The organism is Nocardia yamanashiensis NBRC 100130 (assembly GCF_001613325.1).
Lineage (GTDB): Bacteria > Actinomycetota > Actinomycetes > Mycobacteriales > Mycobacteriaceae > Nocardia > Nocardia yamanashiensis.
In genome coordinates this window covers 110,902-136,007 of the sequence record NZ_BDCD01000018.1, presented here as the reverse complement: position 1 = coordinate 136,007, position 25,106 = coordinate 110,902, and the positions used below count along the sequence as shown (strand labels likewise).

The following is a 25,106-nucleotide window of genomic DNA, read 5'->3' as shown; positions in this document are numbered from 1 at the left end:
GGCGGGCGGGCACATAGCATCGGCGGATGTCGCATGAGGAGACGCAGCGGGTGAATCGCGAGATCATCGCGGAGTTCCGGGCCAATGGCGGGAAGCTCGGCGGGCCGTTCGCGAATATCGATGTACTGCTGCTGACCACCGGGACGCGGACGGTGCCGCTCGGGTATGCGCGCGACGGCGCACGATTGATCGTGTTCGCCGGTGACGACGGCCGCGAGCGAGGACCGAACTGGTACCACGACCTGATGGCCGACCCGCGGGCCGAAGTGGAGGTCGGGAGCGATTCGTGGTCGGTGCGCGCGACGGAGGCCACCGGCGAGGAGCGAAACCGGATCTGGGACGGTCAGATCCAGCGGTGGGGGTTCCTGAAGGATCTGCAGGCCAAGGTGTCCTGGGATATTCCGGTGCTGATTCTCACCGCCGTGTAGGACTGGTTCAGCCGGTGACGGGTGCGGCGAGATAACCCTCGGCCGCGCCCGCTGCCGCGCCGACCGCCGCGCCTATCGCGGCGAAAGGTGCTGCGACCATGGCGTATCCGAGTGCGGCGCCGGCCGCCGGAACGACCACCAGACCGACCGGGGCGAACGGTATCCCGGCCACCACACCGGACACCGCGCCCACGAGCGCACCCGTGACCGCGATGGGAGCGGCCGCCGCAGCGCCGATGGCGGCGCCGACCGTCGCGTCGGTCAGGATGGCGGCGGCGATGAGATCGGCCCGTTCGGGCGACAGGCCGGTGGCTTCGAGCGTGTGCGCCAGCACGGACCGCGCATCGGTGGCCGCGGCATTGAGCTGCTGGGCCTGCTCCGAGGTAATCCAATCCGGCCGCGCGGTTTGCAGATTGCCGATGCGGATCACGTTCTCCGTGGCGGCGGTGGGGGATTCGGGCGTCACGCCTTCGGAATCCGCCGGCAGCGCGGACTCGGCGGTAATGGTCTCCGCCACGGCCGGAGTGGTCGCGAGCAGGGAGAACGACAGGGCGCCACCGAGCAGCAAGGCCGCGGTGCGTTGACGGGGTGAGCGGGCGGGCGGATGTATGCCCATAGGGAACCTCATTCCGGTACATCGATGCCTACGCCCCGACATTCGAAGCTGCCGCCCATCCGGATATCCCCTATTTTCGGGGGCTTCCGCAATCGCCTTCCCCCCATATCGCGCCAGAACGTGGGTATCACCCGAATATGTTCGCCATCGTCGCCGCGGTTTTGTTCGCGCTCGCCCTCCTCCTCGAACTCGTCGACCGCACCACCACCGCCGTCGAGCCGCTCGTCATCGCCGGATTGCTCGGCTTGGCCTTGCATCTGGCCGGTTTCAGCTCCCGTATCCCCAAAGGGGGTCAATGGCGGTCGCGCGCCAAGTGGGGACGCCGCTACTGACGACGTGGGATGATGGCGGGGGAACGTACGTGCGGGGGGAAATCATGTCGGCGCAGCACAATTCGATGCCGAGGCCCCGTCGTGGCCTCCTCGTCCCGCTCGTGGCCGCCTTGGCCGGTGCCATGCTCGGCGCGGCCGTCGTCGGCGCCGGTCGCCGTGAGAGCGATCCGGATTCCCCCGCAGGCAATGACTTCTGGTCGTTCAAGTGGCCTTGGTCGTGGTCCTGGAAATGGTCCTGGGAGTGGAACATCGTGATCGGCGCGAGCCGCTGCGAGCACGCCGAAACCTGACCCGGCCACCCGGCGTCAGGGCCGCTGACGGTGCGTTGCTTCGGGCGGGGGACCGTGCCAGCCTGGTTGCAGAGCGGAACCGAGGAGGATGTTGTGAGGCACGACGCCGGAGTGGAGGGGGTGGCGGCGCTGGCGGTCAGCGTCGAGTTCGCGGCGGGCGGGCGCGGGGAGGTCGGGGTGCGATGGACGGCGGCCACGGCTTCGGGCGTGCGAAAGAAGTTCGAATGCGCGCGAATCTTCCTGGTGCCGTTGGAAGATGAAGCGGAGCGGGTGTATCTCGGGATCATCGACGGCCGTTCGTCGGCGTCGATGGTGGTACCCGATGGACTCCGTGCCGGGGAGTACGCCGTCGAGGTCGACGCCTACGAGAGCGCCAGCTGGGGAGACGGTCGCCTGGACGCGCGAGGGCGCAGTGAATTCATCACGATCGGGGCGTAAGCAGGCCGGATGGGCGGTGCTCGCGGTCGTCGTGGTGGCTGTCGCGAGTGTGCTCGCGGTGCTGTGGGGGCGGGACGGGACATCCGAACGGGCCGCTGGTACCAGCGTCGCACGGCCGCAGGACACGACACCGATGGCGGGAACCTGGGCGGTGCCGAAAGCCTTTCTGGGGGAATGGAAAGGCATGGCCGGGAACTCGGCGGACAAATACGAGATCGTGCTGGTCGTGAAGTCGGGGAAGAACGGGGAGGAAGTCGCAAGTTCGACCTTCGGGACGGAAGGTGCTGCGGTGCGCTGCGAGCGGATCGAGCGGCTCGTGGTGGCCGAGGAGCACGAATTGACCTTCGCGGCAAGGAATGTCGGCGGAGCCGGATGTGGAGCGGACGGGGGCACCTCGACCGTTGTCCTGACGGCGGACGGCGCGATGGAGTATCGAGCGCAGGTGAATGGGGAGATAGTCGGGACCTTGCGCAAGGCGTGATGGGAAAGATCGGACCCCCGACCTGAGGGGGCGTCTTCGATACCTCGTGCGGGGGCGCGAATCGGAAGATGCTCGGGGGGCTTGCGCAGGGCGAAACGTGAGGCGCTCGAGACCTTGCGGCGGCGAGGTGAAAGGTTCCTGGGAACTCCCGCAGTGCGAAGCGATCGATGCTGTGACCCTTGTGCAGGGGGGACCAGGAGATGCACGCGCAGATCGACTGGGCGGAGGTGGGGTCTCACTCGGGAGATGTGCGCGCAGGCTGACTGGGCGGAGGTGGGTTTCCACTCGGGAGATGTGCGCGCAGGCTGACTGGGCGGAGGTGGGTTTCCACTCGGGAGATGCGCTCGCAGACCGACCGGGCGGAGTGGGCGTCTCACTCGGGAGAGTGATTCGGGGACAGTACTTCTCGGTGATGTGATGTCGAGCTTTGCGGGTTGACCATCGGGTCGGAGTGATGCCGATTCGAAGGGTGCTTTCCGATGCAGCGTTTCGCGGTGGGGCTCATCGCCGTACTGGCTTCTGCTGGGCTGTGGTGGGTGGGGTGGGGTTTGCATCCGGTGCCGGGTGTCGCTGTGCTGGCGGCATTGCCGGTGTTGCTGCTCGTGCCCAGGACCGATGCGCGCTGGGCGTTCGTCGCGGCATTCTCGGCGCTGCTGATCGGGGAATTGCGGTGGTGGCCGTATTTCGTCGAGACGCTGGAACAGCCGCAGGCGGTGACCGTGCTGCTGCTGGTCGGTTCGGCGGCGGTGTTCGGTGCGGCCGTGCTGGTGGGGCGGGCATTGCTAGTGCGCGGGCGGATCGGGCTTGCGGCAGTGGCGGTTCCGGCGGTGTGGGTGAGCTTCGAATATCTGCTGGCGGCAGTCGGGCCGTTCGGGGCGTGGTGGAGCGTCGCGTACAGCCAAGCCGCGATGCTGCCGGTGGTGCGGGTGGCCGCGCTGACCGGGGTGTGGGGGATCAGCTTCGCCGTGCTGCTGGGATCCTCGGCGATCGCCGCGCTCGCGGCGCCGGGAGTATTTGCAGCGCAACGGATCCGCGTTGCGGTGGCCGTGCTGGTCGCGGTGGTTGCCGCGGGCGGATTCGGGGGCTGGCAGGCGGCGCGTTCTGGTACCGGTGAATCGGTGCGGGTGGGGCTGGTGGGGATTTCGCAACCGCCGGACTTCGTTCCGGTGGATTCGCCGGAGGGGCGCGACATGATCGAGCGGGCGGTGCGTGAGATCGATCGGCTCGCCGATCAGGGCGCGGAGGTGGTGGTGTTGCCGGAAAAGGCTTGGCGTGCGGACGAATCCAGCCTGGCGGGACTTTCTGAAGCGCTCAGGGGGGTGGCTGTCCGGCGCAACATACATGTGGTGGCGGGGCTGGTGCTCACCACCGGGGAGACCAGTGTGAACGCGGCCATCGACTATCCCTCCGGCGTGCGATACGCCAAGCATTATCTGGTTCCCGGTTTGGAGGACGATCTGGTGCCGGGCAACGAATTCCAGCTGGCGCCCGGGCGGCCGTGGGCGCTGGCGGTGTGCTTCGACCTCGATCGACCGGCGCTGGTGCGCGAGAACGCGCGCCGCGGAGCGACTCTGCTGCTGGTGCCGGCACTCGACTTCACCGACGACGCGTGGCTGCACAGCCGGATGGCGGTCGTGCGCGGGATGGAATCCGGGGTCGCGGTCGCACGAGCGCCGCAACTCGGGGAACTGGTGCTGAGCGACGCCGGCGGGGAGATCCTCGCTTCCGCGCGTACGGACATCACGGTCACGCGGTCGGTGGTGGCGACGGTGCCGCTGTCCGGCGAGCGCACCCCGTATGCCCGGTTCGGTGACTGGTTCGCCTGGTTGTCGCTGGCATTGAGCGCTGTCGCCCTGCTGTTCGCGACGCGACGACGGCCGGCGGACAGCGGGGTTCGCGAATCCACCGCAGGCGATCGACAATACATACGGCCGACCGTATAGTTCGAAGGGTCGGCGATTGCCGGCGGTTCGAAGGGAGACGAACATGGACGCGCGCATCAAGGACGTCGGGGAACTCGAGACTCGGCTGCTCTACGACGTGGCGATCGATTTGGAAGAACCGGTGAAGTTCGGTGCCGGTCCGATCGGGAAGCGGGTCCTGTACCGCGCGGCGGGCGGCACGTTCGAAGGCCCCAAGCTACGCGGGGAAGTCGTTCCGGGCGGCGGGGATTGGGTGCTGTACCGCGCGGACGGCGGTATCGACATCGACGTCCGGCTGACCTTGCGCACCGAGGAGGGCGACCTCATCTACGTGAGCTACGGCGGCCGCTGGATGGTCCCGGAGGAAGCCCGCGACGATCTCGCCGCCATCCGGCACCTGGTGGACCCGTCACGGTACTACTTCCGCATCGCCCCGCTGTTCGAGACCGGATCGCGAAACTACGCCTGGCTCAACGGCATCCAGGCCATCGGCAAGGGCTATCTGATCGAAGGCGGCGTGGCGTACCGCGTTTCCGAGGTGCTCTGACCCTCACCCCCGCGCCACGCCGGACGGCGTGAGCAGGCCGTCGAGCAGTCGGCGCACCCGGCCCACGCTGTCCGGATCGCCCAGGCGCAGTGCGATATTGGTGGCATTCAGCACGGCATCGATCTGGAATGCCACCAGATCCGGGTCCAGCGGCGCGATCTCGCCGTTGTTCACCGCCCGCATCAACTGCGTCGCCAGCAGATCCAGCCACTGCTGCCGGGTTTCGCGCAATGCATCGCGCACCGGCCCGGGCCGGCTGTCGAACTCGGCGAGATTGGCCGACCAGAAACAGCCGCCGGGGAACAAAGGCGTGGCGGCGTAGTCGATCCAATTGTCGAGCAGCGCCCGCAGCCGATCCCCGCCGGCGGCGGACGCCAGCGCGGGCCGGATGACGGTATCGACGAACACCACGCGCGCCTCTTCGACCGTCGCCAGCTGCAATTGCTCCTTGGTCCGGAACAACGTCTGGATGCCGGCCTTGCTGATGCTCAATTCCTCGGCGAGCCGCCCGAAGCTGAGCCCGTACAGCCCCTCCGACGAGGCGATATCCACCGCGCGCCGGGTAACCGCCTTGCGGGAGCGCGCGCCTCGGAGCAGGCGGCGATCCCCGGACTCCTGTGCTGCATCCATACGGTCGATCGTATGCCAGTCGGCGCGGTCCGGGGGTTGCGAGTGCTCATCGAAATCCGGCGGCGGCGTGTCAGGGCCATCGCCCACCGGCCGCTCCGGGTAGGTTCGCCACGTTTGCTGCATATTCGCGAGTCCGGGGTCGGGGGCTAGGAGGGCGAGATGAGCACGGTAATCGACGACGCGCCGTTCACGGCCTTCCACAAGCGGCTGGCGGTCGCCTGCTCCGGCGGCCCACTGCTGGACGGCTACATCCTGAGCATTGTCGGCACCGCGCTCATCGGCATGAAACCCGAACTGGACCTGAGCACCGGCGAAGTCCAATTGATCGGCGCCGCAGCGCTTATCGGCATGTTCGTCGGCGGCGCCCTGTTCGGCGTGATCACCGACAAGATCGGCCGCGAAGTCATGTACACCGCCGACCTGGTGGTCATGGCGCTCTGCTCGATCCTGTCGTTCTGGGTCGAGAGCACCTGGCTCATCGTGGTGCTGCGTTTCGTGCTCGGCATGGCGGTGGCCGCCGACTATCCGATCGCCACTTCATTGCTGGGCGAATGGCTCCCGCTCAAAATGCGCGGCAGGCTGCTCGGCTTCCAGATCGTGGCCTGGTATGCGGGTTCGGTTCTCGCCTACGTGGTCGGCTACCTGTTCCTGACCTTCGGCGGCAATGGCAGCTGGCGCTGGCAGCTGGCGAGTTCGGCGGTGCTGTGCGCCTTCTTCCTGATGGTCCGCCAGGGCTCGGCCAAGGAATCCCCGCGCTGGCTCGCGCAACACGGGCGCGCCGCCGAATCGGCCGCCATGGTGAAACGGTTCCTGCACGTCGAGGTGGCCCCGCGCGACATGCTGGAAACCGGTGAGACCCCGGACAATCACGGCTCCATCCGCGAACTGTTCGCCCCCGAATACCGCAAGCGCACCGTCTTCTGCTGCGGCTTCTTCCTGTGTCAGGTCGCGGTGCTGTTCGCCATGCTCACCTTCGGCCCGGAGATCCTGGCCGCCTTCGGAATGCCTTCCGGCACTTGGATGGACACCCTCGGCACCGCCCTGATCAGCTCGGTCTTCCTGATCGGCTGCCTGCCCGCCATGCGGCTCATCGACACCGTCGGCCGCCGCCCCGTCATCATCTGGTGTTTCGGCCTGATGATCCTGCCGGTGCTGTTCATCGGCATCTGGCCGAGCATGCCCGCCGTCCTCGCCTTCACCATGCTGTGCCTGTACGCGTTCTTCTGCGGCGGCCCGAACGTGCTGGACTGGACGTATCCGAACGAATTGTTCCCCACCCACATTCGCGCCACCGCGGTCGGTTTCGCCACCTCCATCAGCCGGGTGGGCGCGGCGCTGGGCACCTATCTGCTGCCGTGGTCGCTGACGCACTACGGGATGGGCCCGACCTTCCTGGCCGCCGCCGCGCTCACCGCGGTCGGCCTCGGCATCTGTATCTGGGGTGCGCCGGAGACCAAGGGCGTCTCGCTGGAGTCCGCCGCGCAGGCATGACAACTGTCATGCCGGAGTGGTGATGGTTGGCAGATCTGCGCGGACAGCGGCGCTCGTAGATTCAATTCCTGTAAGCAGCAGCCGATTACAGGGGAGCAGCCGAGATGACCGCCACCGAAACCACCGTGACCACCGCGCCGGCCGAGCGGCAGCGCCCGGAAATGTCCAAGATGCTGGCGCCGATCGCCCGCGACGTGCTGGTGCCGATGGCCGCCTACTACGCCCTGCACGCGCTCGGCTACTCGGATTTCGTGGCGCTGCTGGCCGGCGCGGTGGTGTCGGCGATCATCGTCGTGGCCGGGGTGGTGCGGGCCCGCAGCTTCGATCTGTTCGCGGGAATCGTGCTGGGCGGCTTCGCGATCGGCCTGGTCGCCTCGCTGATCAGCGGTGACGCCCGGCTGATCATCGTGCGGGATTCGTTCGGCACCGCGGCGGTGGGCACGGCCTTCCTGATCGCGACCCTGCTCGGCAAGCCGCTCACCTACCACGCGGTGCGCAAGGCGCTGGCCGGCACCGCGCGGGCCGCGCAGATCCAGCGGGATTACGAGAGCAATGCGATGGTCCGCCGCACCCACACCAGGCTGTCGGTGATGTGGGCGGTCGGCCTGATCGCCGAGGCCGCGGTGCGGGTCGTGCTGGCCTACCAGCTCCCGATCTCGACCATGGCCTGGCTGTCCACCGTCCTGATGGCGGGCACGGTCACGGTGCTGACGGTCGTCACCATCCGCACCGCCAAGTCGATGCGCAGCACCCTGGCGTGAGCGCACGAGTCCCAGCGGCCCGGTCCTGCATGGACCGGGCCGCCGTCGTATGCGCCGGTCCGGCCGCTGTCCGGCACGCGGGCTTGACGAATTAAGCGAATGTGATTAACTGCGGGTGATGGTTCGGCGAGCGGAGCAACGATGAAGGTGGCCGAAGGGCCCGTCACCCAGATCGCCTGGGTGGTCACGGATATAGCGCGCGGCGAGGAATTCCTGACCGCGACCCTGGGCGCGGGCAAATGGACGCGGATGCCGGACGTGCATTTCGCGCCCGCGAACTGCGTCTATCGCGGTGCGCCCGCCGACTTCACCGCGCACATCTCGCTGGCCTACAGCGGTGACACGCAGCTCGAATTGATCCAGCCGGTGTGCGGGGCCTCCATCTACAGCGAATTCCTGGAGCGCGGTGGGCCCGGCCTGCATCACGTGTGCGTGGAACCCGAGGACTTCGACGCCGCCCTGAAAACGGCTGCGGCACAGGGCCTCGAGGTGCTGCAGCAGGGCGATATGGGCGGGCAGATGCGCTTCGCCTACCTCGACGGCGCGGCGGCGGGCATGCCGTATCTCGAGCTGGCCGAGATCGGCAGCAATATGCGAATGTTCTTCGAACAGATCAAGAAGGGTGCGTTGTGAGCACACAGCTGCCGGAAGTCCTTGCCGCGGAGTCCATCGCCGAGTGGGGCGACGAATTCGACGTGGTGGTGGCCGGATTCGGGATCGCGGGCGGTTGCGCCGCGGTGGAAGCGGCGGCGCGCGGCGCCCGGGTACTGGTGCTGGAACGCGCCGCGGTGGCCGGTGGCACCACCGCGCTGGCTGGCGGGCATTTCTATCTCGGCGGCGGCACTGCGGTCCAAAAAGCCACGGGCCAGGCGGATTCCGCGGACGAGATGTACCGATACCTGATGGCGGTGTCGCGTGATCCGGAACCGGAGAAGATCCGCGCCTACTGCGACGGCAGCGTCGAGCATTTCGACTGGCTGGAGGGCCTCGGCTTCGAGTTCGAACGCAGCTACTTCCCCGAGAAAGCGGTGATCCAGCCCGGCACCGAAGGGTTGATGTACACCGGCAACGAGAAGGTCTGGCCGTATCGCGACCAGGCGGTGCCCGCGCCGCGCGGGCACAAGGTGCCGGTGCCCGGCGAGACCCAGGGCGCGGCCATGGTGATCGAACTGCTGGTCAAGCGGGCGGCGGCGCTCGGCGTCGAGATCCGCTACGAGACCGGCGTGACCAACCTGGTCACCGATCCCGACGGCGCGGTGGTCGGCGTGGCCTGGCGCAAGCCCGGCGAAACCGGTGCGGTGCGGGCGAAATCGGTGGTGCTGGCGGCCGGTGGGTTCGTCATGAACGCCGAGATGGTGGCCGCCAATGTGCCGTGGCTGAGCGAGAAGCCGTTCGTGCTCGGCACCACCTACGACGACGGCATGGGCATCCGGCTGGGCGTGTCGGCGGGCGCGGACACCCGCAATATGGATCAGGCGTTCGTGACCGCGCCGGTGTATCCCCCCTCACGGCTGCTCACCGGAATCGTGGTGAACCGCAATGGCGAGCGTTTCGTCGCCGAGGATTCCTACCACTCCCGGACCTCGGCCTTCGTGCTCGAACAGCCCGGTGCGGCAGCGTATCTCATCGTCGACTCCGAGCATATGGAACGGCCGGCGTTTCCGCTGGCGCCGTTCATCGACGGCTGGGAGACCGTGGAGGAAATGGCGGAGGGGCTCGGAATCCCTTATGCGGCTCTGAAATCCACCCTGGACAGCTACAACGAGCATGCGGCGCGCGGCGAGGACCCGGACTTCCACAAGGGCGCGGAATGGCTGGAGCCGCAGGACCGCGGCCCGTGGGGAGCGTTCGACCTCACCCTCGGCAAGGCGCTCTACGCCGGCTTCACCCTGGGCGGCCTGCGCACCTCCGCTGACGGAGAAGTGCTGCGGGACAACGGTTCCCCCATTCCCGGCCTGTACGCGGCCGGCGCCACCGCGGCCACCCTGGCCCAGGACGGCAAGGGCTATGCCAGCGGCACTCAGCTCGGTGCGGGGTCGTTCTTCGGCCGCCGCGCGGGCGCCAATGCCGCGGGCCGCGCCAGCTGACGCAGCAATTCGGAGGCGGTGACCGCGTCGAGCGCACCGAACTCACCGCCTTCGATGGTCACCGCCACGATCCGCTGCTCCTCCGCCTCGTACCGGTAACCGCCCCGAATCCCCGGATCGAGCCCGACCCGCACCCGCCGCCGCACCCCGACCGGTAGCGAGATCGCGTCATGCCCGAGCTCCCAGCCCTGCCGCTGCATGGTGTACAGCCGCCCGGTCGGTATCCGCCGATTCTCGAAGCGGCGCAACCGATCCGCCTTGGCCTCCGCCGCGGTGAACCGGTGGACCTCGCGATGCAGCTGCTCGAACGGCTGCCGCACGCCGAGCCCACCGAAAACCCGCCGCCACCGGCGTAGCGACTCACCGAGGTGCAATGGGTGTGCCACACCCACCAGCGCATCCTCCCGAAGCTCGAAGCACTCGGCGCGCACGTCCACAAGTTCGCCTGATCCGTCCTCCACCCGGAAGCTCCCGGCCGCCACGACAATGTCGGAATTCGCGGCATTCGTCCGAGGCGTACCGCCCGGCCTCGCTGCAGTTGTCCGGACCGTCGCTCCGGTGCTCGCCGCGGTTGCATTCGTGCCGGCGGCTGCTGCCGCCCAGGCCGCGCCCTCGGCGGATTCGTCCGTCGTGTTCGTATCGGTGAAGGTTGCCCACACCAGTTCTCGGGCGAGTGCGGCGAGGTTGGGATCGTTCAGGACGAGGGTGTGGAACGCGGTGGGGCGCCAGCGCCGGCCGGTCACCATGGCTGTTTCGAGGCGTCGCGCTGGTTCGGACTTCATCGCACGTCACCAGGGGGCATGCCCATGATCTTGCCTTCCGGCACCGACAAATTCGTCGGACCCCCGAGGTAGTGTTCTCGGCAGCGTGGAGAGCCGCATGATCATCGGACGGGGGCGTCATGGGTCGGGCCGGGCAGGGGATCGGTCGAGGGTTGCGGGTTTGGGTCGCCGGGGTGATGGTGACGGCGGCGTGTGGCGGGTCGAATGCCGCCGGGGACCCGTTCCAATGGCTGGAGGAACTGGACAGTCCCAGGGTGCAAGAGTGGGTGGCGAAGGAGAACGCGCGCACGCTCGGTGTGCTGGAGCAGGATTCGCGGTACGGGGGCAATCTGGCCGAGGCGGTGGCGCAGGGGAGCGCGCCGGACCGGTTGCCGATGCCCGAGTTCCAAGACGGGATGATCGGGAACTTCTGGCAGGACGGTGCACATCCGCGCGGTATCTACCGGGAGGCGTCGGCGGCGGATTATCAAGCGGCGCAACCGCAGTGGAAGACCGTGCTGGATCTGGACGCGCTGGGCGCCGCGGAGGGCAAGAACTGGGTGTGGGAGGGCATCGACTGCGATCCCGTGCGGGGCTCGCGCTGTCTGGTGTGGTTGTCCGAGGGCGGTGAGGACGCCGTCACCGTGCGCGAATTCGACCGCGCAGCTGGGAAATTCGTGCCGGGCGGATTCGAACTGGGGCGCGGCAAGCAGTCCGTGGCCTGGGAGAATTCCGACACGCTGCTGGTCGCGCGGGAATGGGAGCCGGGTGCGAAGACCACCTCGGGCTACGCCTACATCGTCAAGCGCTGGCAGCGTGGGCAACCGCTGGACCAGGCGGTCGAAGTCGCGCGCGGCGACAGCGCCGACGGCGGCGGCACCGCTCCGCTGGCCTTGACCGACGGGGCCGGTCGCCGGGTGAATCTGGTTGTCCGCGAAATGAATTCCAACGAGTCGGAATTCCACCTGCTGCGGTCGGGACGCGCGATTCCCCTGGCCCTGCCGGCGAAGTCCGACGTGAAAGGCATGGTCGCCGACCGGGTGCTGGTGGCCCTGCGTCAGGACTGGACCGTGGACGGCGCCCCCTTCCGCTCCGGTGCGCTGGTCTCCCTCGACGCCGACGATCTCACCGGCGACCCGGCGCGGCCGCGCCCCACCCTGGTGTACGCGCCGGGCCCGCAGGAGACCGTGCGCAAGGTGCTCACCACCCGCGACTACGCCGTCGTCACTTCGCTTTTCGACGTGCGCGGCCGCGCCACCGTCTACACCCCGGAAGCGAACGGCGGCTGGACGGCGCGACCGGTCGTGCTCCCGGACAATGCGACCGTGAGCCCGGTGACCGCCGACCGGCTCGGCAATACCGCGTACCTCGCGGTGAGTTCACCGGTCGTCCCCGCCGCCCTCTGGTCCCTGGATGCCGCCACCGCGCAGGCGCAACCGGTGAAAACCGCACCCGCACGGTTCGATTCGTCGCGCTTCGTGGTCGAGCAGCTCAAAACGACCTCGCCCGACGGCACCTCGGTGCCCTACTTCGTGGTGCGGTCCGCCGACCTGAAATTCGACGGTACCAACCCGGCCATCCTGTACGCCTACGGCGGTTTCGGACTGGTATCCACGCCCACCTACAACGGCCTGCTGGGCAAACTCTGGCTGGAGCGCGGCGGCGTCTATGTCATCGCCAATATCCGGGGCGGCGGCGAGTACGGTCCTGCCTGGCACGAGGCCGCGCTGAAAACCAACCGCCAGCGGGCCTTCGATGATTTCACCGCCGTCGCCGACGATCTCATCGCCCGCGGCATCACCACGCCCCGGCACCTCGGCATCCAGGGCGGTTCCAATGGCGGCCTGCTCATGGGCGTGGAATTCACCCAGCACCCGGAACTCTGGAACGCCGTCGACATCCAGATCCCGCTGCTCGACATGCTCCGCTACGAGCGCATCGCGGCGGGCGCGTCCTGGACCGGCGAATACGGCAGCGTCGCGAACCCCGCCGAACGCGCCTTCCTGGCATCCATTTCGCCGTACGCGCGCCTGAAAGCCGACGTGAAGTATCCGGAACCGTTCATCTGGACCTCCACCAAGGACGACCGGGTCGGCCCGCAGCACGCCCGCAAATTCGCGGCCCGACTAGCCGAGCTGGGTGACCCGTACCTGTTCTACGAGGCCACCCAGGGCGGTCACGCCGCGGGCTCGAATATCGACGAACGCGCCCGCACCGCCGCCCTCGAATACACCTACCTGCAACGGCAACTCATGAACTAGGACTGGACGATCAGCGAAACCGCCACCGGGACCAGCAGTTCCACCAGTTCCGACACCGGCGGCCGGGGTTCCGACAGCAGCCATTCATGGGCGAGACCGTTGATCGCGCCGATCAGGGCGCTACCGGCGAGCTCGGGATTGCCGCGAATCCGCGCGCCGGGACCGGCCAGCGGTTCCAGCGCCAGCAGGATGATGGCGATCCACGAATGCCGCCGCGCGCGCCGATGCTGTTCCATGCGCTCGCTGACCCCGACCACCTCGACGAAGGCGACCTTGGCCCGATACGGATCGGCGCCGACCGAACCGAGGTAACCGGACAGCGCGCGCGTCACCGTCACGACCGGATCGGGGGTGGGCCCGGAATCACGCAGGGCGGCGGCCAGCGCGGCCGCGGCCTGATCCTGAATATGGTCGTAGGCCGCGATGAGCACGTCCTCGCGGGTGTCGAACTCCTCGTAGAACTGCCGCTTGGACAGCCCCGCGGCGGCGCACACATCGGCCAGCGAGCAGTCGGCGTACCCGCGTTCGCCGAAGATGGCGATGGCGGCGTCGAGGAAACGTTGCCGCCGTTCGGCTTTGCGTTCGGTGACGGCGCGACCGCCGTACAGGCGGCCCTCGACGGTCACCACGCCCCCTCGGCTCGCCCACCGGGCCGGGAGGCGCCGCCCACGATCGTCACTGTCTGCCCTCGCACATCACGCACACCAAGGTATCGGGTCCGGGGGCCGTTCAGTTTCGCGGCCGCAACCCGTCGCGCATGTGGGTCACCGTCTCCTCGAAGATCTCGTCCGCCTCGCTCGCCGCGACCAGACCCGATCCCACGATGGAGGCCAGGCCCTGCAGCGCCGCCACCGCGGACAGGCAGATGCGGCGCGGATCGCCCGGCACCACCTCGCCGAGCTGCTGCGCCTCGGTGACCATGGTGATCGGCACCAGGAACGCGCGGCTGGCGGCCTGTTCGATGGCCGGCACCGGTCTGCTCTTGCGGGCGAACATGAGCGCGAGCAGTTCCGGATTGTCCATGGCGAACCGCAGGTAGGCGCGGGCCATCCCATGCAGGCGATCCAGGAAGGTCTCGGTGGCCGCGGCCTCTTCGAAGGCGTCGCGCAGCCGGTCGAAACCCGACACCACCAGTTCGTCCAGCAGCGCCTGCTTGTCCCGGAAGTGCCGGCTGGGCGCGGCGTGGCTGACGCCGGTATCGCGGGCGAGCTGGCGCAGCGACAGACCGTCGACCCCGGCGCGGCGCAGCGTGGCCTCGGCGCGGCGCAGCAGTTCGGCCCGCAGATCCCCGTGATGGTAGGAGCGGACCCGCTCCACGGCTCGGTGCTTGATGGACATGGTGAGAGCAGGATATCGGACACACTCGGGATGTTGGCGTTGACTACTTTGTAGTCACTGCCTACATTTGCGAATGCTATGACGAAAAACAGTGTGCCGCTGCGCGGCTGGATCGGCCCGATGCTCGTGGTCACCTTGCTGGCCGCGCTCATGGGCGTCATGTACCTCGGTTACACCTCCGATCCGGAGAAGAACCTGCACGACTTCCCGGTCGCGCTGGTCAATCAGGACGACGGGGACGTCGTCGACGGCAAGGCCGTGAATATCGGCGATCAGATCTCCGAGGCGCTGACCTCGAAGGTGCCCGCCGACAAGATCGACCTGCGGCTCATCGGCATCAACGAGATGCACCGGGAACTGCAGAACGGCGAGATCTACGGCGCCATCGTCATCCCCAGCGACTTCTCCAAACGACTGTCCATCCTGGCGGCGGCCTCGGTGGTGCCCGGCGATGTGGAGCGGCCGGCCATCAGCGTGCACACCAATCCGCGCGCGGGCACCTACGCCTCGCAGATCGTGACCCGGGTCGGCGACCGGGCACTGGCTCAGGTCAATGCCACCGTCGGCACCCAGCTCACCGATCAGGTCAAGGCCAAGCTGCCCGGCGCCGAGCTCAGCGGCGCGGCGCGGCTGCAACTCGCCAAGCCCATCGACGTGACCATCAGCCCGTACCGGCCGCTGCCCGAAGGCACCGGGCAGGGTCTGTCGGCTTTCTTCTACACGCTCATCCTGCTGTTCTCCGGCTTCAGCGCGGCGCTCATCATCCACTCGATGGTCGACAACACCCTCGGTTACCTGCCCGCCGAATACGGCCCCTGGTACAAGCACCTGACCGAGCCGATTGCCATCAGCCGCTGGCGGACGCTGCTGGCGAAATGGGGGATCGCGGTGGTGACCGCGCCGATCATCTCGGGCGTGTTCCTCGGCATCGCCACCCTGCTGGACATGCCCATCGATCACGCGCTGCCGCTGTACCTCTACGGCGCCCTGGCCATCGCGGCCGTATCGGTCACCGGGCTGTCGGTACTGGCCGCGTTCGGAACGCTGGGGTTGATCGTCAATATGATCGTGTTCGTCATCCTCGGCCTGCCCTCGTCCTCGGGCACCATTCCGGTCGAGGCGACGCCGCGCTACATCGCGTTCCTGTCCCACTTCGAACCCATGCACCAGATCTATCTGGCGGTTCGCGCCATCCTGTTCTTCGACGGGCATCTGGAAGCGGGGCTCGGCACCGGGATCTGGATGACCATCCTGGGTCTGGGCCTCGGGGTCCTGCTGGGCGCGATCGCCACCCACACCTATGACCTGCGTGGGCTGTACCGGCTCGGGGTGCCGCACCGGGCCGCTCCGGCCGGATCGGCCTAGCGACATCTGAAATACAGCTGCTCGCAGGGACTTTCGGCACTGTTCGTTGCCGAGCTGTGACGCCGATACTGGGCCGGGCACCGAATAACACATCGCGAGGCGATGAGGGCGGGGCGGTACGTGCGATGGGAACGTCACAGTTCGACCAGCTGACCGGGCAGTTCCTGCGGGCGGTGCGGGATGCCGGCGGCGGGCTGGGCGCGGTGTGCGCGGCCTGCGTGCGGGTGCTGCCGGTGCGGGCCGCCGCCATCGTGCTGGAGGAACGCGACGCGGGCATGCAACCGTGGTGTGCCAGTGACGAATTCGCGGATCGGGTGGAGAGCGCGCAGGCGACAGCGGGGGAGGGACCGGCGGTGTCGGCGGTGGCGCACGGGACGCCGGTGCTGGTGGTCGGCCTCGCCGAGGACTGCGAACGCTGGCCCGGATTCGCCGAAGCGCTGGCCGATGCCCCCTTGCACGGGTCGATGCTGGCGGTGCCGTTGCGGCTGGGCACGATTCGGCTCGGCGCGGTGGATCTGTACCGGGATCGGGCCGGGCGGCCCGGACCGCGGTTCATGTCCGGGGCGCTGCACGTCGCCGATCTGGTGACGGCGAGCCTGGTGCTGGCATCGGGGGAAGGGGCGCGGCAGTGGGCGCAGCCGCCGGCCAGCCGGTGGATCCATCAGGCGGCGGGGATGACCAGCGCGCAATTGGGGATCGATATCGCCGACGCCTACGCGCGGCTGCGCGGATACGCCTTCACGCACGGGCTTTCGCTGGTGCAGGTGGCGCGGCGGGTAGTGGACCGGGAGGTCCGGATCGAACCGGAATGAGCGCAACCGCGCCGCCGGAAGGGTTGCCGGGGCATAACATGACCTGACGGTTAGTGCGGCACAGTGGACTTTCGTGGCGGACGCCCCCTGGGGTTCGCCGATGCGGGGTGATGGCGTGTCCGACAGTGAGTTGCTGGTGGCGGTATTGGCGAGATTCGCGCGGCTGCTACCGGCGGCGCACGAACTGCCGCGGATCCTGGACGAGTTGCTGCGCAGCGTGATCGATGTGCTGGAACCGGCGGGCGCGACGGTGGCGCTCGCCGAGCAATTGTGTCCCGGGCGGTCGGAACTCTTCGCCGCGCGGCCGGCCGATCTGCTGGAACTCGAAGTCTGCCAGCGCGACAGCGCACGCGGGCCCGGGGCGGTGGCATTCGCCTGCGGGGCGCCGGTCACCGTCATCGACATCGGCGGCTACGACGATATGTGGCCGGAATTCACCAGTCTGGCGCGGCGGCACCGGATCTCGTCGGTCGCGTCGGTGCCGCTGCGGGTGGACGATACCGAAGCCGGTGTGCTGAGCCTGTATTCGCGCGCCGGGCGGGCCTGGACCGGGCAGGATCTGTCCATCGCGGCGCTGCTCGCGGGGATGGCGACCGGTCACATCGTCACCGCCAATCTGGTGCAGCGGCATCGTGAGGTGACCGACCAGTTGCAACATGCGCTCTCCAGCCGGATCGTGGTCGAACAGGCGAAAGGCGTTATCGCGCACGCCAATCACACCACACCCGACCTCGCCTTCGAGCTGATCCGCTCGCACGCCCGGCGCAACCGGGTCACGGTGCGCGCCGTGGCGCAGGGCATCGTCGAACTGGGACTGCGGATCTGACCCGCCTGCTGCGCCCGGTCCGGTAGCCTGGGCGATCGACGGAACCGAAAGCCCCTGTCCCCGGCCGGTTTCCGCGCGCTCCGCCCGCCCGTCCCTGTCCTCGACGGCTGGTTTCGGCAAGTTCCGCACCGATACCCGACTGGGGACCGCATGAATGTGTCACGAGCGCCACGGCAATCCAGCACCGCACCGCCGCAGCCCACCGGCCGTGGCGACGTCGGCTCCGACGTCGGCGTCACTTCCGCCGGGCGGGCCGCGGTCACCGCCGCGGATTCCGATCGCGGAGTATTCGATGATCTGGTGCGCCGCATCGGAACCGGCGACCGGGTCGCGTACGGGGAGCTCTATCGGCAGACCCGCACGCTCGTCTACAACCGGGTGCACGGGATCGTGCGCGACCACGGGTACGCGGAGGAGACGTGTCACGAGGTGTATCTGCAGGTTTGGCGCAGTGCGCGCGGGTTCGATCCGCGGCGGGGGAACGCGCTCACCTGGCTGACCACGCTCGCGCACCATCAAGCCGTGGATCGGGTGCGGCGCGAATGTACGTCGGCGGGGCACGAACATCGTTGGGGCGCATGCGACTATCGGGCGCCCGCCGACGTCGTGGCCGAGGAAATCGTGCGCCGGCACGAGGAGAGCGCTATTCGCCGGGGGCTGGCGGCGCTCACGCCGCGGCAGCGGGAATCGGTCATACTGGCGTTCTACGGGGGTCTGACCTATCCGCAGATCGCGGCCCGGCTCGGGATCGGTTTGCCGACCGTCAAGGCCCGGATTCGGTCCGGACTGGCGCAATTGCGGCTGGCGCTGGTCTCAGTGTGAGCTGGTGGCGGTGAAGCCGCGTGGGACCAGCACTACGGTGAGCACCGCGACCGCGCCGACCATGGCCGCCGAGATCCAGGAAGTGGTGGTCAAGGCGGAATCGTAAGCGTGCTGGGCGGTTTCGAGTACGCGCGCTCCGGTCTCGCCGCCGATCTCGTGGGCGATATAGGCCGCGCCGCCGACCGAGCCGCGCGCGGTGTCGAGTTGATCGCCCTGCAACGGCAGATCGGTCATGTGCGAGACGAACAGGCGGCCGTGAATACTGCCCAGCAGCGCCACGCCCAGGCCGATGCCCAGTTCGTAATTGGTTTCCTCCACCGCGCCCGCCATCCCGGCGCGTTCGGCGGGTACGGCCGAGACGAGCACGGCCGCGGCGGTGGTGATGGCGATGCCGTCGCCGATGCCCAGGCACACCAGCACCAGGGCGACCAGCGGATACGTGGTGTCCGGAACGGCCGCCAGTAGCAGGAAGCCGAGGGCGAGCGCGCCCAGCGCGCAACCCATGAGGATCCGGACCCCGACATGGCGCATGAGCCACGGGGTCGACAGCGAACCGAGCAGGGTGGCGATGGCGGCGGGCAGCGTGCGCAGGCCGGCTTCCGAGGGGGTGTAGCCGTGAATGTATTGCAGCCACAAGGAGATCAGGAACAGCGCCGCGCCGATGGCGAGCATGGCGAGCAGGGTCGCGAGGGCGGCCGCGGTGAAGGCGCGATTGCGGAACAGCCGGACATCCAGCAGTGGATCCGGCGACCGCAATTGGCGATAGGCGAACAGGCCGAGCAGTACGAACGCCGCGATCAGGATCAGCAGATCCACCGCGGCCGGTTCGCCCTTGGCCACATGCTTGATTCCCCAAGCCAGCGCGATGATCCCCAGCACCGACAGCACCGCGCTGAAATAGTCCAGCCGGCCCTCTTGCGGAGCCCGATACTCCGGCAGCAGCCACAATCCGGCAACTACGGTGAGCACGACCACCGGCACGTTCAACCAGAACGCCGCCGACCATCCGAAATGCTCGACCAGATGCCCGCCCACCAACGGCCCGATCGCCGCCCCCGCACCCGCCACCGAAGCCCAGATCCCGATGGCGAGGGTGCGCTCACGATCATCGGTGAAGATATTGCGAATCAACGAGAGCGTCGACGGCATCACCATCGCCCCGCCCACGCCCAGCAGTGCCCGGCCCGCGATCAACTGCGCCGGCACATGCGCCGTCGCCGCCACCACCGACGCCAGCCCGAACAACACGAACCCGGCGATGAACAGCCGTTTCCGCCCATACCGATCCCCGATGGCCCCGGTCGTGATGAGCAACCCACCCAGCACCAGCCCATACAGATCCACGATCCACAGCTGCTCCATGGGACTGGGTTCCATGTCATCGATCAGCGAAGGCAACGCCACATTCAGAATCGTGGCGTCCATCGCGACCAGCAGCAGACTCGCGCACAACACCGCGAGCATGTACCACCGCCCGGACGGCGCCCGCCCCGCACTCCCGACCCGCGCCTCGGACAACTCCCCGGGAGGAATCCCGCCCACGCCACCGCCTCCTCGCGTAGCCCGCCGCCTGTAGAGCAACACTCTGGCTAGCACGATAACGCCCAGACGGCGCGGCCTCGGGAGCTCGGGGGCGCGCCCTATGGGTGGCCCTTCAACTCGCCGGAGCTCGGGGCCGAGAGTCACTCCTACCCGAGGGGGTTCGGGGGCCAAGCCCCTGAGAGTCGGCCCTACTTCTTCAGCGGATCGCCCTGCTGCTTGGCGAGCAGGTCGCGGATCTCGGTGAGGAGTTCCAGTTCGGTGGGGTCGGCCTTGACCTCGGTCGGCTTCGAGAGCCGGTTCTTGAGGGTGTTCATCGGCAGGATGAGCACGAAGTAGAGGACCGCGGCGACGGTGACGAAGTTGATGGCCGCGCTGATGATCGGCCCGAGCGCCACGAAGGTGGACGGCTTGCCGGCGAGGATCTGGAACCCCAGACCGAACTCGCTGTTGCCGCCGAGCACCGCGAGCAGGGGCTCGATCAGACCCTTGGTGACCGAGGTGACGATCGCGGTGAAGGCGGTGCCCATGACCACCGCGACCGCGAGGTCGATGACATTGCCCCTCATCAGGAAATCTTTGAAGCCCTTGAGCATGACGCTGACAGATCCAATCCGAGATGAATTCGTAATCTTCCGGGCCGAAGTCTAAGCGGTGAACCACCACCGTTTCGTACTCGGCACACCCCCGTTTTCCACGTCACATAGCGCCGCTCACACCCGCCGCATCCTGCCGCCGCAAATCACGCCTCCCCTCGTCCAGGACCCACCTCACCCAAGAAATCCATCATGACCACCACCGCCCCCGCCGTCACCGATCAGACCGTCCAGGACGTACTCCGAGCGGACGCGGAGGCGGTGCACCGGCGGCTCCGACGACTACGTCTCGACCTTCACCGAGTGGATGCCGTGCACGAGGTACGCGCCCGAGAGCTTGTCGTTGTAGCCATAGGTGATGACGTACCCGGCGAAGTTGTAATCGGTGTACATCTCGACCTTGTGCGCGCTGCGATTCCAGAAGGACACCGTATTGTCGTCGGCGTTCTGCCGGCGCAGGTCCGAGGAGCCGAAGTCGAGCACGGTCATCCGGCCCGAGCCGTTCGGGCCGGTGAACAGGCAGTAGTTGTTCTCGGGGCAGCGGTTGTAGCCACCGGCGTCGGCGCCGTCGACCGTCAATGAGCTGGCCTGATCGATGCCGTACGGTGCGGCGTCGGCGAGTATCTCGCCGGCCGCGGACAGGTGGAAGCCGCCGCGATAGTCCTTGTCGCTGTACAGGGTCACGCCGGCCTTGGTCCGGTTCCAGAGCGAACGGGTGCTGTCATTGGCGTGCTGTTTGGTCAGATCCGCCGATCCGATGGTGAAGGTAGCCATATGCCCCTTCCCGTCGGTCTGGTCGAACAGGCAGATCTTGCCGTCGGGGCAGCGGTCGAAACCCTCGGTGGCGGCTCGAGCGGGCGCGCCGCCGATCAGGGTCGAGGCGAGGGCGATCGCCCCGATTCCGGCGAGTCCGAGCAGTCGGGAACGGACGGTCATGATGGTGGATTTCCTTCTCTGGAGCGTGGTTCCAGCCGTTTCCCGGCTGCCCGCTCAGAGTGCGAACGCCCACCAACAGCGTGCTAACGGCAAACCAATCAGCTGCCGCGTTCGGCGCGGAAGGTGCGTACCAGCGCCGCGCACATGGCCAGCATGACCACGCTGAACGGGAGGGCGATGAGGATGGCCACGGTCTGCAGGGTGGTCAGGGCCGAGGCGCCGGTGCCGCTGGCCACCAGCAGTGCGATGGCGACCGCGCCCTGCGCGCAGGTCCAGAAGATCCGGCTCCAGTTGGGCGGTTCCGGGTTGCCGCCGGAGGACAGCATGTTCACCACCAGCGCGCCGGAGTCGGCGGAGGTGACGAAGAACAGCACGATGACCAGGATGGCCAGGCCGGCGGTGACGCTGCCGCCGGGCAGGGTGTGCAGCAGGGCGAACAGGGCGCTGTCGCGGTCGGGACCGTCCGGGCCGACCAGTCCGCCGCCGCCGAACATCTCGCGGTGCAGGCCCGCGCCGCCGAAGACGGCGAACCATACGAAGGTCAGCAAAGTCGGGACCAGCAATACTCCGGCAACGAACTCGCGCACGGTGCGTCCGCGCGAAATCCGGGCGATGAACACGCCCACGAACGGGGCCCAGGAAATCCACCAGCCCCAATAGAAGACGGTCCACTGCTGCGTCCAGGCGGTGCCGGTCGGACCCTCGGTGGCCCCGGTATAGAGACTGATCTTCGGCAGCGTCTGGATATACGCGCCGATGTTCTGCACCAGGTCGTTGACGATGAACAGGGTCGGCCCCGCGACCAATACGAACAACAGCAGCAGTCCCGCGATGCCCATGTTCGCCTGCGACAGCAGCTTGATGCCCTTGTCGACGCCCGTCACCACGGAAATGGTGGCCAGCGCGGTGACCGCCACGATCAGCACCACCTGTGCGCCCTTGCCCGGTTCGTGAATCCAGCCTTGATAATTCAGGCCCGCCGAGATCTGCAGCACGCCCAGGCCGAGCGAGGTGGCGACGCCGAAGACGGTGCCGATCACCGCCACGATATCGATGACGTCCCCGCGCCAGCCCCGGATCTTGTCGCCCACCAGCGATTCCAGCGACCACCGGATGGACACCGGCCGGCCCTTGCGATGGATCGCGTACGCGATGGCCAGCCCCACCACCACGTAGATGGCCCACGGGTGAATCCCCCAGTGCAGGAAGGTCTGCACCATGGCGGCGTCCGCGCGCTGGGCCTGGGTCTCGCCGACGCCGGGACGCGGATCGTCGTAGTGGAACAGCGGTTCGGCCACGCCCCAGAACACCAGCCCGATGCCCATGCCGGCCGCGAAGAGCATGGAAAGCCATGCGCCCATGGAGTATTGGGCGGTCTCGCCGTCGTCGCCGAGGGTGATGTCGCCGTAGCGGCCCAGCCCCAGCCAGATGGCGAACACCACGAACAGCGTGACGATGACGATGTAGTACCAGCCGAAGCCGCCGATCACATTGTCCTGCAAGGCTTTCGCCTGCCGGGCGGCGGTATCGCGGAAGACGATGGCGTACACCGTGAAGGCCAGCACCACGAGGGCCGCGGGCCAGAAGACCCGGGGCGCCACCGCGGCCCGGTGATGGACGGCCGGCTCGGGCGAGGTGCTGTTCGGTGCGCTCACGAAATCCCCTGTGCTGTTGGAACAACCCCGGTCCCGGGCGTGCGGACAGCCCGGGATCGGGGTCGCGTGGGTACTACTTGCCGCTGACCTTGTCCTTGACGGTGTTGACGATCTCGTTCACGGCCGCCATCACGTCCTGGGCGGCGTGTTCGAGATTGGCCCGCACCTGTTCGAGAGTGCCTTGCACATCCTCGGTATTGAGCTTGTCGGCGAACGCCTTCGCCATATCGGCGAGTTCGGCGGCCGCGCTCTGCGCACGGTCGGCGAGTTCGGCGGCGGCGCCGCTGGCACGTTCGGCGAGCTGTCCGGCGGCGGTTCCGGCCTGATCGGCCAGATTGCCGGCGGTGCTGCCGATATCGTCGGCCAGCCGTTCGGCGTTGTCGCCGATTTCGTCATTCGTCGGCATCGTGAATACCCGGCCTACTTCGATCCGCCGCCGAGCTTTTCCTTCATCTTGCCCATGAAGCCGCCGACTTTTTCCTTCATCTCGTCGGCGGCGTGCTCGAGGCGGTCGCCCATTTGGTCCGCGGCGTTCTTCATATCGCCCATGGCATTGTTCATGCCGTCGCGCGCCTTGTCGGCCGCGCCCTGCATATCGGCCTTGGCCTTGTCACCGGCTTCGTCCATCTTGTCGCCGAAAGAAGACATCGGAACCTCCTCGCGTATGGACGCGCCCGTGGGCCGGACGCGTATCCAGGACAGTTCGACGAGCTCTATCGCTTTGCAGCGATCTTTCAGCAAATCAGCATAGTCGGAATATCCAACTCTCGGAGGCTCTCAGGGGCTTCGCCCCCGAACCCCCATGCGAACGGGTCCCCGGGGCACTGCCCCGGGGACCCGGATTCGTAGCTGGGAGGGGTGTCAGCCCACCGGCCCGAGTACGCGGTTGATGTACTCGTTGCTGAACCGCCCCTTGGGGTCGAAGCGGTTGCGGACCTGGGCGAACTTGTCCCAGTGCGGGTAGCGCTCGCGGAGGGTTTCGGCGGTCTGGAAGTGGCGTTTGCCCCAGTGCGGGCGGCCGTTGTAGCGGTCGAAGACGGCTTCGCAGGCGCGGAAGTAGGGCTCGTAGTCCATGCCCTGGTACTGGTGCACGGCGATGTAGCAGGTGTCGCGGCCGCCTGCGGGGGAGAGGAAGGCGTCGTCGGGGGCGACCCAGCGCACCTCGATGGGCATCGGGGTGTCGTAGTGCTTGGCGACTTCCTTGATCTCGCGGATGGCGTCCACCGAATGCTCGCGCGGGATGGCGTATTCCATCTCGGTGAACCGGAACAGGCGCGGGCTGGCGAACACCCGGTAGGACCGCTCCACCTGCCGCCGGTAGCTGCCGGCGTAGGCCGCGCCGCGCTGCACGTACGGGATGGTCGCCGGGTAGCGCCGGGTCAACCGGCACAGCGCGTCGAAGGCGTAGTTGGTGGTGAGCACGTCGGAGAACCAGTCGACGGCCTTGCCGCGCGGCTGTTCCGGCAGCTCGACGGTGTTGTTGCGCTTGGTCATCGCGAGCGGGCTGTGCGCGAACACGTAGAACTCGAAGTGCTCGTTGCCGTCGATATGGGTGTCGAGATCCGCCAGCAGATCCTCCACCGGCTCGGGCGTTTCGACGCCTTCGAGCACGAACGACGGCACCATCTGCAAGGTGACCGCGGTGACCACGCCGAGCGCGCCCACGTTCACCCGCGCGGCCCGCCAGCCGTCCGGATCGGTCTGCTCGTTGAGCTCCACCCGGCTGCCGTCGGCCAGCATGAGTTCGATCGATTGCAGTGCGGCCGAGAGGTTCTGCAGCTTGGCCCCGGTGCCGTGGGTGCCGGTGGCGGTCGCGCCGGCCACCGATTGCACATCGATATCACCGAGGTTGGGGAATGCTAGCCCGAGCGGGTGCAGCGCATTGCTGGCGGCATTGAGCGTGATGCCCGCTTCGGCGCGCACCAGCCCGCTGGCCCGGTCCACCGAGAGGATCTTGTTCAGCTTGTTCAGCCGCAGCAGCGTGCCGTCGGTGAGCACGGTTTCGGTGAAGGAATGGCCGGATCCGGCGACGCGAACGGTGCGGCCGGCGGCCTCGGCCTGAGCCAGTAGAGCGGCGACTTCCTCGGGCGTGCCCGGTTCGGCGATGGACGCCGGAGTGCAGCTCTGGTCTCCAGCCCAATTCACCCAAGAGTTGGTCATGTGACCAACTGT

28 protein-coding genes are annotated in these 25,106 nt (G+C 67.9%); 16 read left to right on the top strand and 12 right to left on the bottom strand.

Going from position 1 to position 25,106, the window contains the following annotated elements; genetic code table 11:
- Positions 1–26 precede the first annotated feature (26 nt).
- The gene (locus NY1_RS20820) at positions 27–428 is read left to right on the top strand and encodes a nitroreductase/quinone reductase family protein (RefSeq protein WP_067715901.1); all 402 of its coding nucleotides are present in this window, start codon (positions 27–29) and stop codon (positions 426–428) included.
- A gap of 7 nt (positions 429–435) precedes the next feature.
- On the opposite strand, the gene NY1_RS20815 is transcribed toward NY1_RS20820, so the two are convergent.
- On the bottom strand, positions 436–1,044 hold the full coding sequence (locus tag NY1_RS20815) for a hypothetical protein (RefSeq protein ID WP_067715898.1): 609 nt from the start codon (positions 1,042–1,044) through the stop codon (positions 436–438).
- 137 nt (positions 1,045–1,181) lie between these two features.
- On the opposite strand from NY1_RS20815, the gene NY1_RS20810 reads away from it, so the two are divergent.
- The 6 genes from NY1_RS20810 (at position 1,182) to NY1_RS20785 (ending at position 5,054) form a co-directional block, all read left to right on the top strand.
- Entirely contained in the window at positions 1,182–1,376 is a 195-nt protein-coding gene (locus NY1_RS20810) for a hypothetical protein (RefSeq protein ID WP_067715895.1), read from the top strand.
- Positions 1,377–1,441: 65 nt separating this feature from the next.
- Positions 1,442–1,666 (top strand): hypothetical protein, encoded by a 225-nt coding sequence (locus NY1_RS20805; RefSeq protein WP_157762405.1) that lies wholly within the window; start codon positions 1,442–1,444, stop codon positions 1,664–1,666.
- Between the two features lie 93 nt (positions 1,667–1,759).
- Complete coding sequence (locus NY1_RS20800) at positions 1,760–2,104, top strand: hypothetical protein (RefSeq protein ID WP_157762404.1); 345 nt, start codon at positions 1,760–1,762, stop codon at positions 2,102–2,104.
- A complete protein-coding gene (locus NY1_RS20795) occupies positions 2,079–2,585 on the top strand; it encodes a hypothetical protein (protein ID WP_157762402.1) in 507 nt (168 codons plus the stop codon). Before NY1_RS20800 ends, NY1_RS20795 begins: the two co-directional genes overlap by 26 nt.
- A 479-nt stretch (positions 2,586–3,064) precedes the next feature.
- The gene (locus NY1_RS20790; RefSeq protein ID WP_067715883.1) at positions 3,065–4,528 is read left to right on the top strand and encodes a nitrilase-related carbon-nitrogen hydrolase; all 1,464 of its coding nucleotides are present in this window, start codon (positions 3,065–3,067) and stop codon (positions 4,526–4,528) included.
- 43 nt (positions 4,529–4,571) lie between these two features.
- Complete coding sequence (locus tag NY1_RS20785; protein ID WP_067715880.1) at positions 4,572–5,054, top strand: DUF3237 domain-containing protein; 483 nt, start codon at positions 4,572–4,574, stop codon at positions 5,052–5,054.
- 3 nt (positions 5,055–5,057) lie between these two features.
- Here the strand turns inward: NY1_RS20785 and NY1_RS20780 are convergent, their stop codons facing one another.
- Positions 5,058–5,684, bottom strand: coding sequence for a TetR/AcrR family transcriptional regulator (locus tag NY1_RS20780; RefSeq protein ID WP_067716251.1), 627 nt, complete (start codon positions 5,682–5,684; stop codon positions 5,058–5,060).
- A 159-nt stretch (positions 5,685–5,843) separates the two neighbouring features.
- On the opposite strand from NY1_RS20780, the gene NY1_RS20775 reads away from it, so the two are divergent.
- The 4 genes from NY1_RS20775 to NY1_RS20760 all read left to right on the top strand — a co-directional run bounded on the left by NY1_RS20775 (position 5,844) and on the right by NY1_RS20760 (position 10,023).
- Positions 5,844–7,175, top strand: coding sequence for an MFS transporter (locus NY1_RS20775; protein ID WP_067715877.1), 1,332 nt, complete (start codon positions 5,844–5,846; stop codon positions 7,173–7,175).
- A gap of 104 nt (positions 7,176–7,279) precedes the next feature.
- Positions 7,280–7,936, top strand: coding sequence for a VC0807 family protein (locus NY1_RS20770; RefSeq protein WP_067715874.1), 657 nt, complete (start codon positions 7,280–7,282; stop codon positions 7,934–7,936).
- A gap of 141 nt (positions 7,937–8,077) precedes the next feature.
- On the top strand, positions 8,078–8,569 hold the full coding sequence (locus NY1_RS20765) for a VOC family protein (RefSeq protein ID WP_067715871.1): 492 nt from the start codon (positions 8,078–8,080) through the stop codon (positions 8,567–8,569).
- Positions 8,566–10,023, top strand: a complete 1,458-nt coding sequence (locus NY1_RS20760; RefSeq protein ID WP_067715868.1) for an FAD-binding protein — start codon at positions 8,566–8,568, stop codon at positions 10,021–10,023. Before NY1_RS20765 ends, NY1_RS20760 begins: the two co-directional genes overlap by 4 nt.
- On the opposite strand, the gene NY1_RS20755 is transcribed toward NY1_RS20760, so the two are convergent.
- Positions 9,957–10,805 (bottom strand): DUF4132 domain-containing protein, encoded by an 849-nt coding sequence (locus tag NY1_RS20755; RefSeq protein ID WP_084535163.1) that lies wholly within the window; start codon positions 10,803–10,805, stop codon positions 9,957–9,959. The two genes, NY1_RS20760 and NY1_RS20755, sit on opposite strands and share 67 nt — an antisense overlap.
- A gap of 152 nt (positions 10,806–10,957) precedes the next feature.
- On the opposite strand from NY1_RS20755, the gene NY1_RS20750 reads away from it, so the two are divergent.
- Positions 10,958–13,045 (top strand): prolyl oligopeptidase family serine peptidase, encoded by a 2,088-nt coding sequence (locus NY1_RS20750; protein WP_067716248.1) that lies wholly within the window; start codon positions 10,958–10,960, stop codon positions 13,043–13,045.
- Here NY1_RS20750 and NY1_RS20745 read toward each other — a convergent pair.
- Together NY1_RS20745 and NY1_RS20740 are read right to left on the bottom strand one after the other, a co-directional pair.
- Positions 13,042–13,671: a TetR/AcrR family transcriptional regulator gene (locus NY1_RS20745; protein WP_067716246.1), complete on the bottom strand. Its 630-nt coding sequence runs from the start codon at positions 13,669–13,671 to the stop codon at positions 13,042–13,044. The genes NY1_RS20750 and NY1_RS20745 overlap by 4 nt on opposite strands.
- A gap of 103 nt (positions 13,672–13,774) precedes the next feature.
- Complete coding sequence (locus tag NY1_RS20740; protein WP_067715863.1) at positions 13,775–14,383, bottom strand: TetR/AcrR family transcriptional regulator; 609 nt, start codon at positions 14,381–14,383, stop codon at positions 13,775–13,777.
- A 78-nt stretch (positions 14,384–14,461) separates the two neighbouring features.
- Between NY1_RS20740 and NY1_RS20735 the strand changes: the two genes are divergently transcribed.
- From NY1_RS20735 to NY1_RS20720, 4 genes are all read left to right on the top strand, one after another.
- Positions 14,462–15,748 carry a YhgE/Pip domain-containing protein gene (locus NY1_RS20735; RefSeq protein WP_067715861.1) on the top strand — a complete coding sequence of 429 codons (1,287 nt, stop codon included), beginning with the start codon at positions 14,462–14,464 and terminating at the stop codon, positions 15,746–15,748.
- 125 nt (positions 15,749–15,873) lie between these two features.
- On the top strand, positions 15,874–16,560 hold the full coding sequence (locus NY1_RS20730) for a GAF and ANTAR domain-containing protein (RefSeq protein WP_067715858.1): 687 nt from the start codon (positions 15,874–15,876) through the stop codon (positions 16,558–16,560).
- A 115-nt stretch (positions 16,561–16,675) separates the two neighbouring features.
- Positions 16,676–17,386, top strand: a complete 711-nt coding sequence (locus NY1_RS20725) for a GAF and ANTAR domain-containing protein (protein WP_067716243.1) — start codon at positions 16,676–16,678, stop codon at positions 17,384–17,386.
- Positions 17,387–17,536: 150 nt separating this feature from the next.
- Positions 17,537–18,208, top strand: a complete 672-nt coding sequence (locus tag NY1_RS20720) for a sigma-70 family RNA polymerase sigma factor (protein ID WP_084535159.1) — start codon at positions 17,537–17,539, stop codon at positions 18,206–18,208.
- Here NY1_RS20720 and NY1_RS20715 read toward each other — a convergent pair.
- From NY1_RS20715 to NY1_RS20685, 7 genes are all read right to left on the bottom strand, one after another.
- Positions 18,200–19,750, bottom strand: a complete 1,551-nt coding sequence (locus NY1_RS20715; RefSeq protein ID WP_233434409.1) for an MFS transporter — start codon at positions 19,748–19,750, stop codon at positions 18,200–18,202. The two genes, NY1_RS20720 and NY1_RS20715, sit on opposite strands and share 9 nt — an antisense overlap.
- Positions 19,751–19,938: 188 nt before the next feature.
- Positions 19,939–20,343, bottom strand: a complete 405-nt coding sequence (gene mscL, locus NY1_RS20710; RefSeq protein WP_067715852.1) for a large conductance mechanosensitive channel protein MscL — start codon at positions 20,341–20,343, stop codon at positions 19,939–19,941.
- 282 nt (positions 20,344–20,625) lie between these two features.
- Positions 20,626–21,279, bottom strand: coding sequence for a peptidase inhibitor family I36 protein (locus tag NY1_RS20705; RefSeq protein WP_067715849.1), 654 nt, complete (start codon positions 21,277–21,279; stop codon positions 20,626–20,628).
- Between the two features lie 98 nt (positions 21,280–21,377).
- Entirely contained in the window at positions 21,378–22,934 is a 1,557-nt protein-coding gene (locus NY1_RS20700) for a BCCT family transporter (RefSeq protein WP_067715846.1), read from the bottom strand.
- 73 nt (positions 22,935–23,007) lie between these two features.
- Entirely contained in the window at positions 23,008–23,340 is a 333-nt protein-coding gene (locus NY1_RS20695) for a hypothetical protein (protein ID WP_067715844.1), read from the bottom strand.
- Positions 23,341–23,354: 14 nt separating this feature from the next.
- Positions 23,355–23,582, bottom strand: a complete 228-nt coding sequence (locus NY1_RS20690) for a hypothetical protein (RefSeq protein ID WP_067715841.1) — start codon at positions 23,580–23,582, stop codon at positions 23,355–23,357.
- A 213-nt stretch (positions 23,583–23,795) separates the two neighbouring features.
- A complete protein-coding gene (locus NY1_RS20685) occupies positions 23,796–25,094 on the bottom strand; it encodes a D-arabinono-1,4-lactone oxidase (RefSeq protein ID WP_067715839.1) in 1,299 nt (432 codons plus the stop codon).
- Positions 25,095–25,106 lie beyond the last annotated feature (12 nt).

Coding starts and splice junctions, on each gene's coding strand:
- NY1_RS20820 (WP_067715901.1), top strand. CDS start 27: ATGTCGCATGAGGAGACGCAGCGGGTGAATCGCGAGATCATCGCGGAG.
- NY1_RS20815 (WP_067715898.1), bottom strand. CDS start 1,044: ATGGGCATACATCCGCCCGCCCGCTCACCCCGTCAACGCACCGCGGCC.
- NY1_RS20810 (WP_067715895.1), top strand. CDS start 1,182: ATGTTCGCCATCGTCGCCGCGGTTTTGTTCGCGCTCGCCCTCCTCCTC.
- NY1_RS20805 (WP_157762405.1), top strand. CDS start 1,442: ATGCCGAGGCCCCGTCGTGGCCTCCTCGTCCCGCTCGTGGCCGCCTTG.
- NY1_RS20790 (WP_067715883.1), top strand. CDS start 3,065: ATGCAGCGTTTCGCGGTGGGGCTCATCGCCGTACTGGCTTCTGCTGGG.
- NY1_RS20785 (WP_067715880.1), top strand. CDS start 4,572: ATGGACGCGCGCATCAAGGACGTCGGGGAACTCGAGACTCGGCTGCTC.
- NY1_RS20780 (WP_067716251.1), bottom strand. CDS start 5,684: ATGGATGCAGCACAGGAGTCCGGGGATCGCCGCCTGCTCCGAGGCGCG.
- NY1_RS20775 (WP_067715877.1), top strand. CDS start 5,844: ATGAGCACGGTAATCGACGACGCGCCGTTCACGGCCTTCCACAAGCGG.
- NY1_RS20770 (WP_067715874.1), top strand. CDS start 7,280: ATGACCGCCACCGAAACCACCGTGACCACCGCGCCGGCCGAGCGGCAG.
- NY1_RS20765 (WP_067715871.1), top strand. CDS start 8,078: ATGAAGGTGGCCGAAGGGCCCGTCACCCAGATCGCCTGGGTGGTCACG.
- NY1_RS20755 (WP_084535163.1), bottom strand. CDS start 10,805: ATGAAGTCCGAACCAGCGCGACGCCTCGAAACAGCCATGGTGACCGGC.
- NY1_RS20740 (WP_067715863.1), bottom strand. CDS start 14,383: ATGTCCATCAAGCACCGAGCCGTGGAGCGGGTCCGCTCCTACCATCAC.
- NY1_RS20735 (WP_067715861.1), top strand. CDS start 14,462: ATGACGAAAAACAGTGTGCCGCTGCGCGGCTGGATCGGCCCGATGCTC.
- NY1_RS20730 (WP_067715858.1), top strand. CDS start 15,874: ATGGGAACGTCACAGTTCGACCAGCTGACCGGGCAGTTCCTGCGGGCG.
- NY1_RS20720 (WP_084535159.1), top strand. CDS start 17,537: ATGAATGTGTCACGAGCGCCACGGCAATCCAGCACCGCACCGCCGCAG.
- mscL (WP_067715852.1), bottom strand. CDS start 20,343: ATGCTCAAGGGCTTCAAAGATTTCCTGATGAGGGGCAATGTCATCGAC.
- NY1_RS20705 (WP_067715849.1), bottom strand. CDS start 21,279: ATGACCGTCCGTTCCCGACTGCTCGGACTCGCCGGAATCGGGGCGATC.
- NY1_RS20695 (WP_067715844.1), bottom strand. CDS start 23,340: ATGCCGACGAATGACGAAATCGGCGACAACGCCGAACGGCTGGCCGAC.
- NY1_RS20690 (WP_067715841.1), bottom strand. CDS start 23,582: ATGTCTTCTTTCGGCGACAAGATGGACGAAGCCGGTGACAAGGCCAAG.
- NY1_RS20685 (WP_067715839.1), bottom strand. CDS start 25,094: ATGACCAACTCTTGGGTGAATTGGGCTGGAGACCAGAGCTGCACTCCG.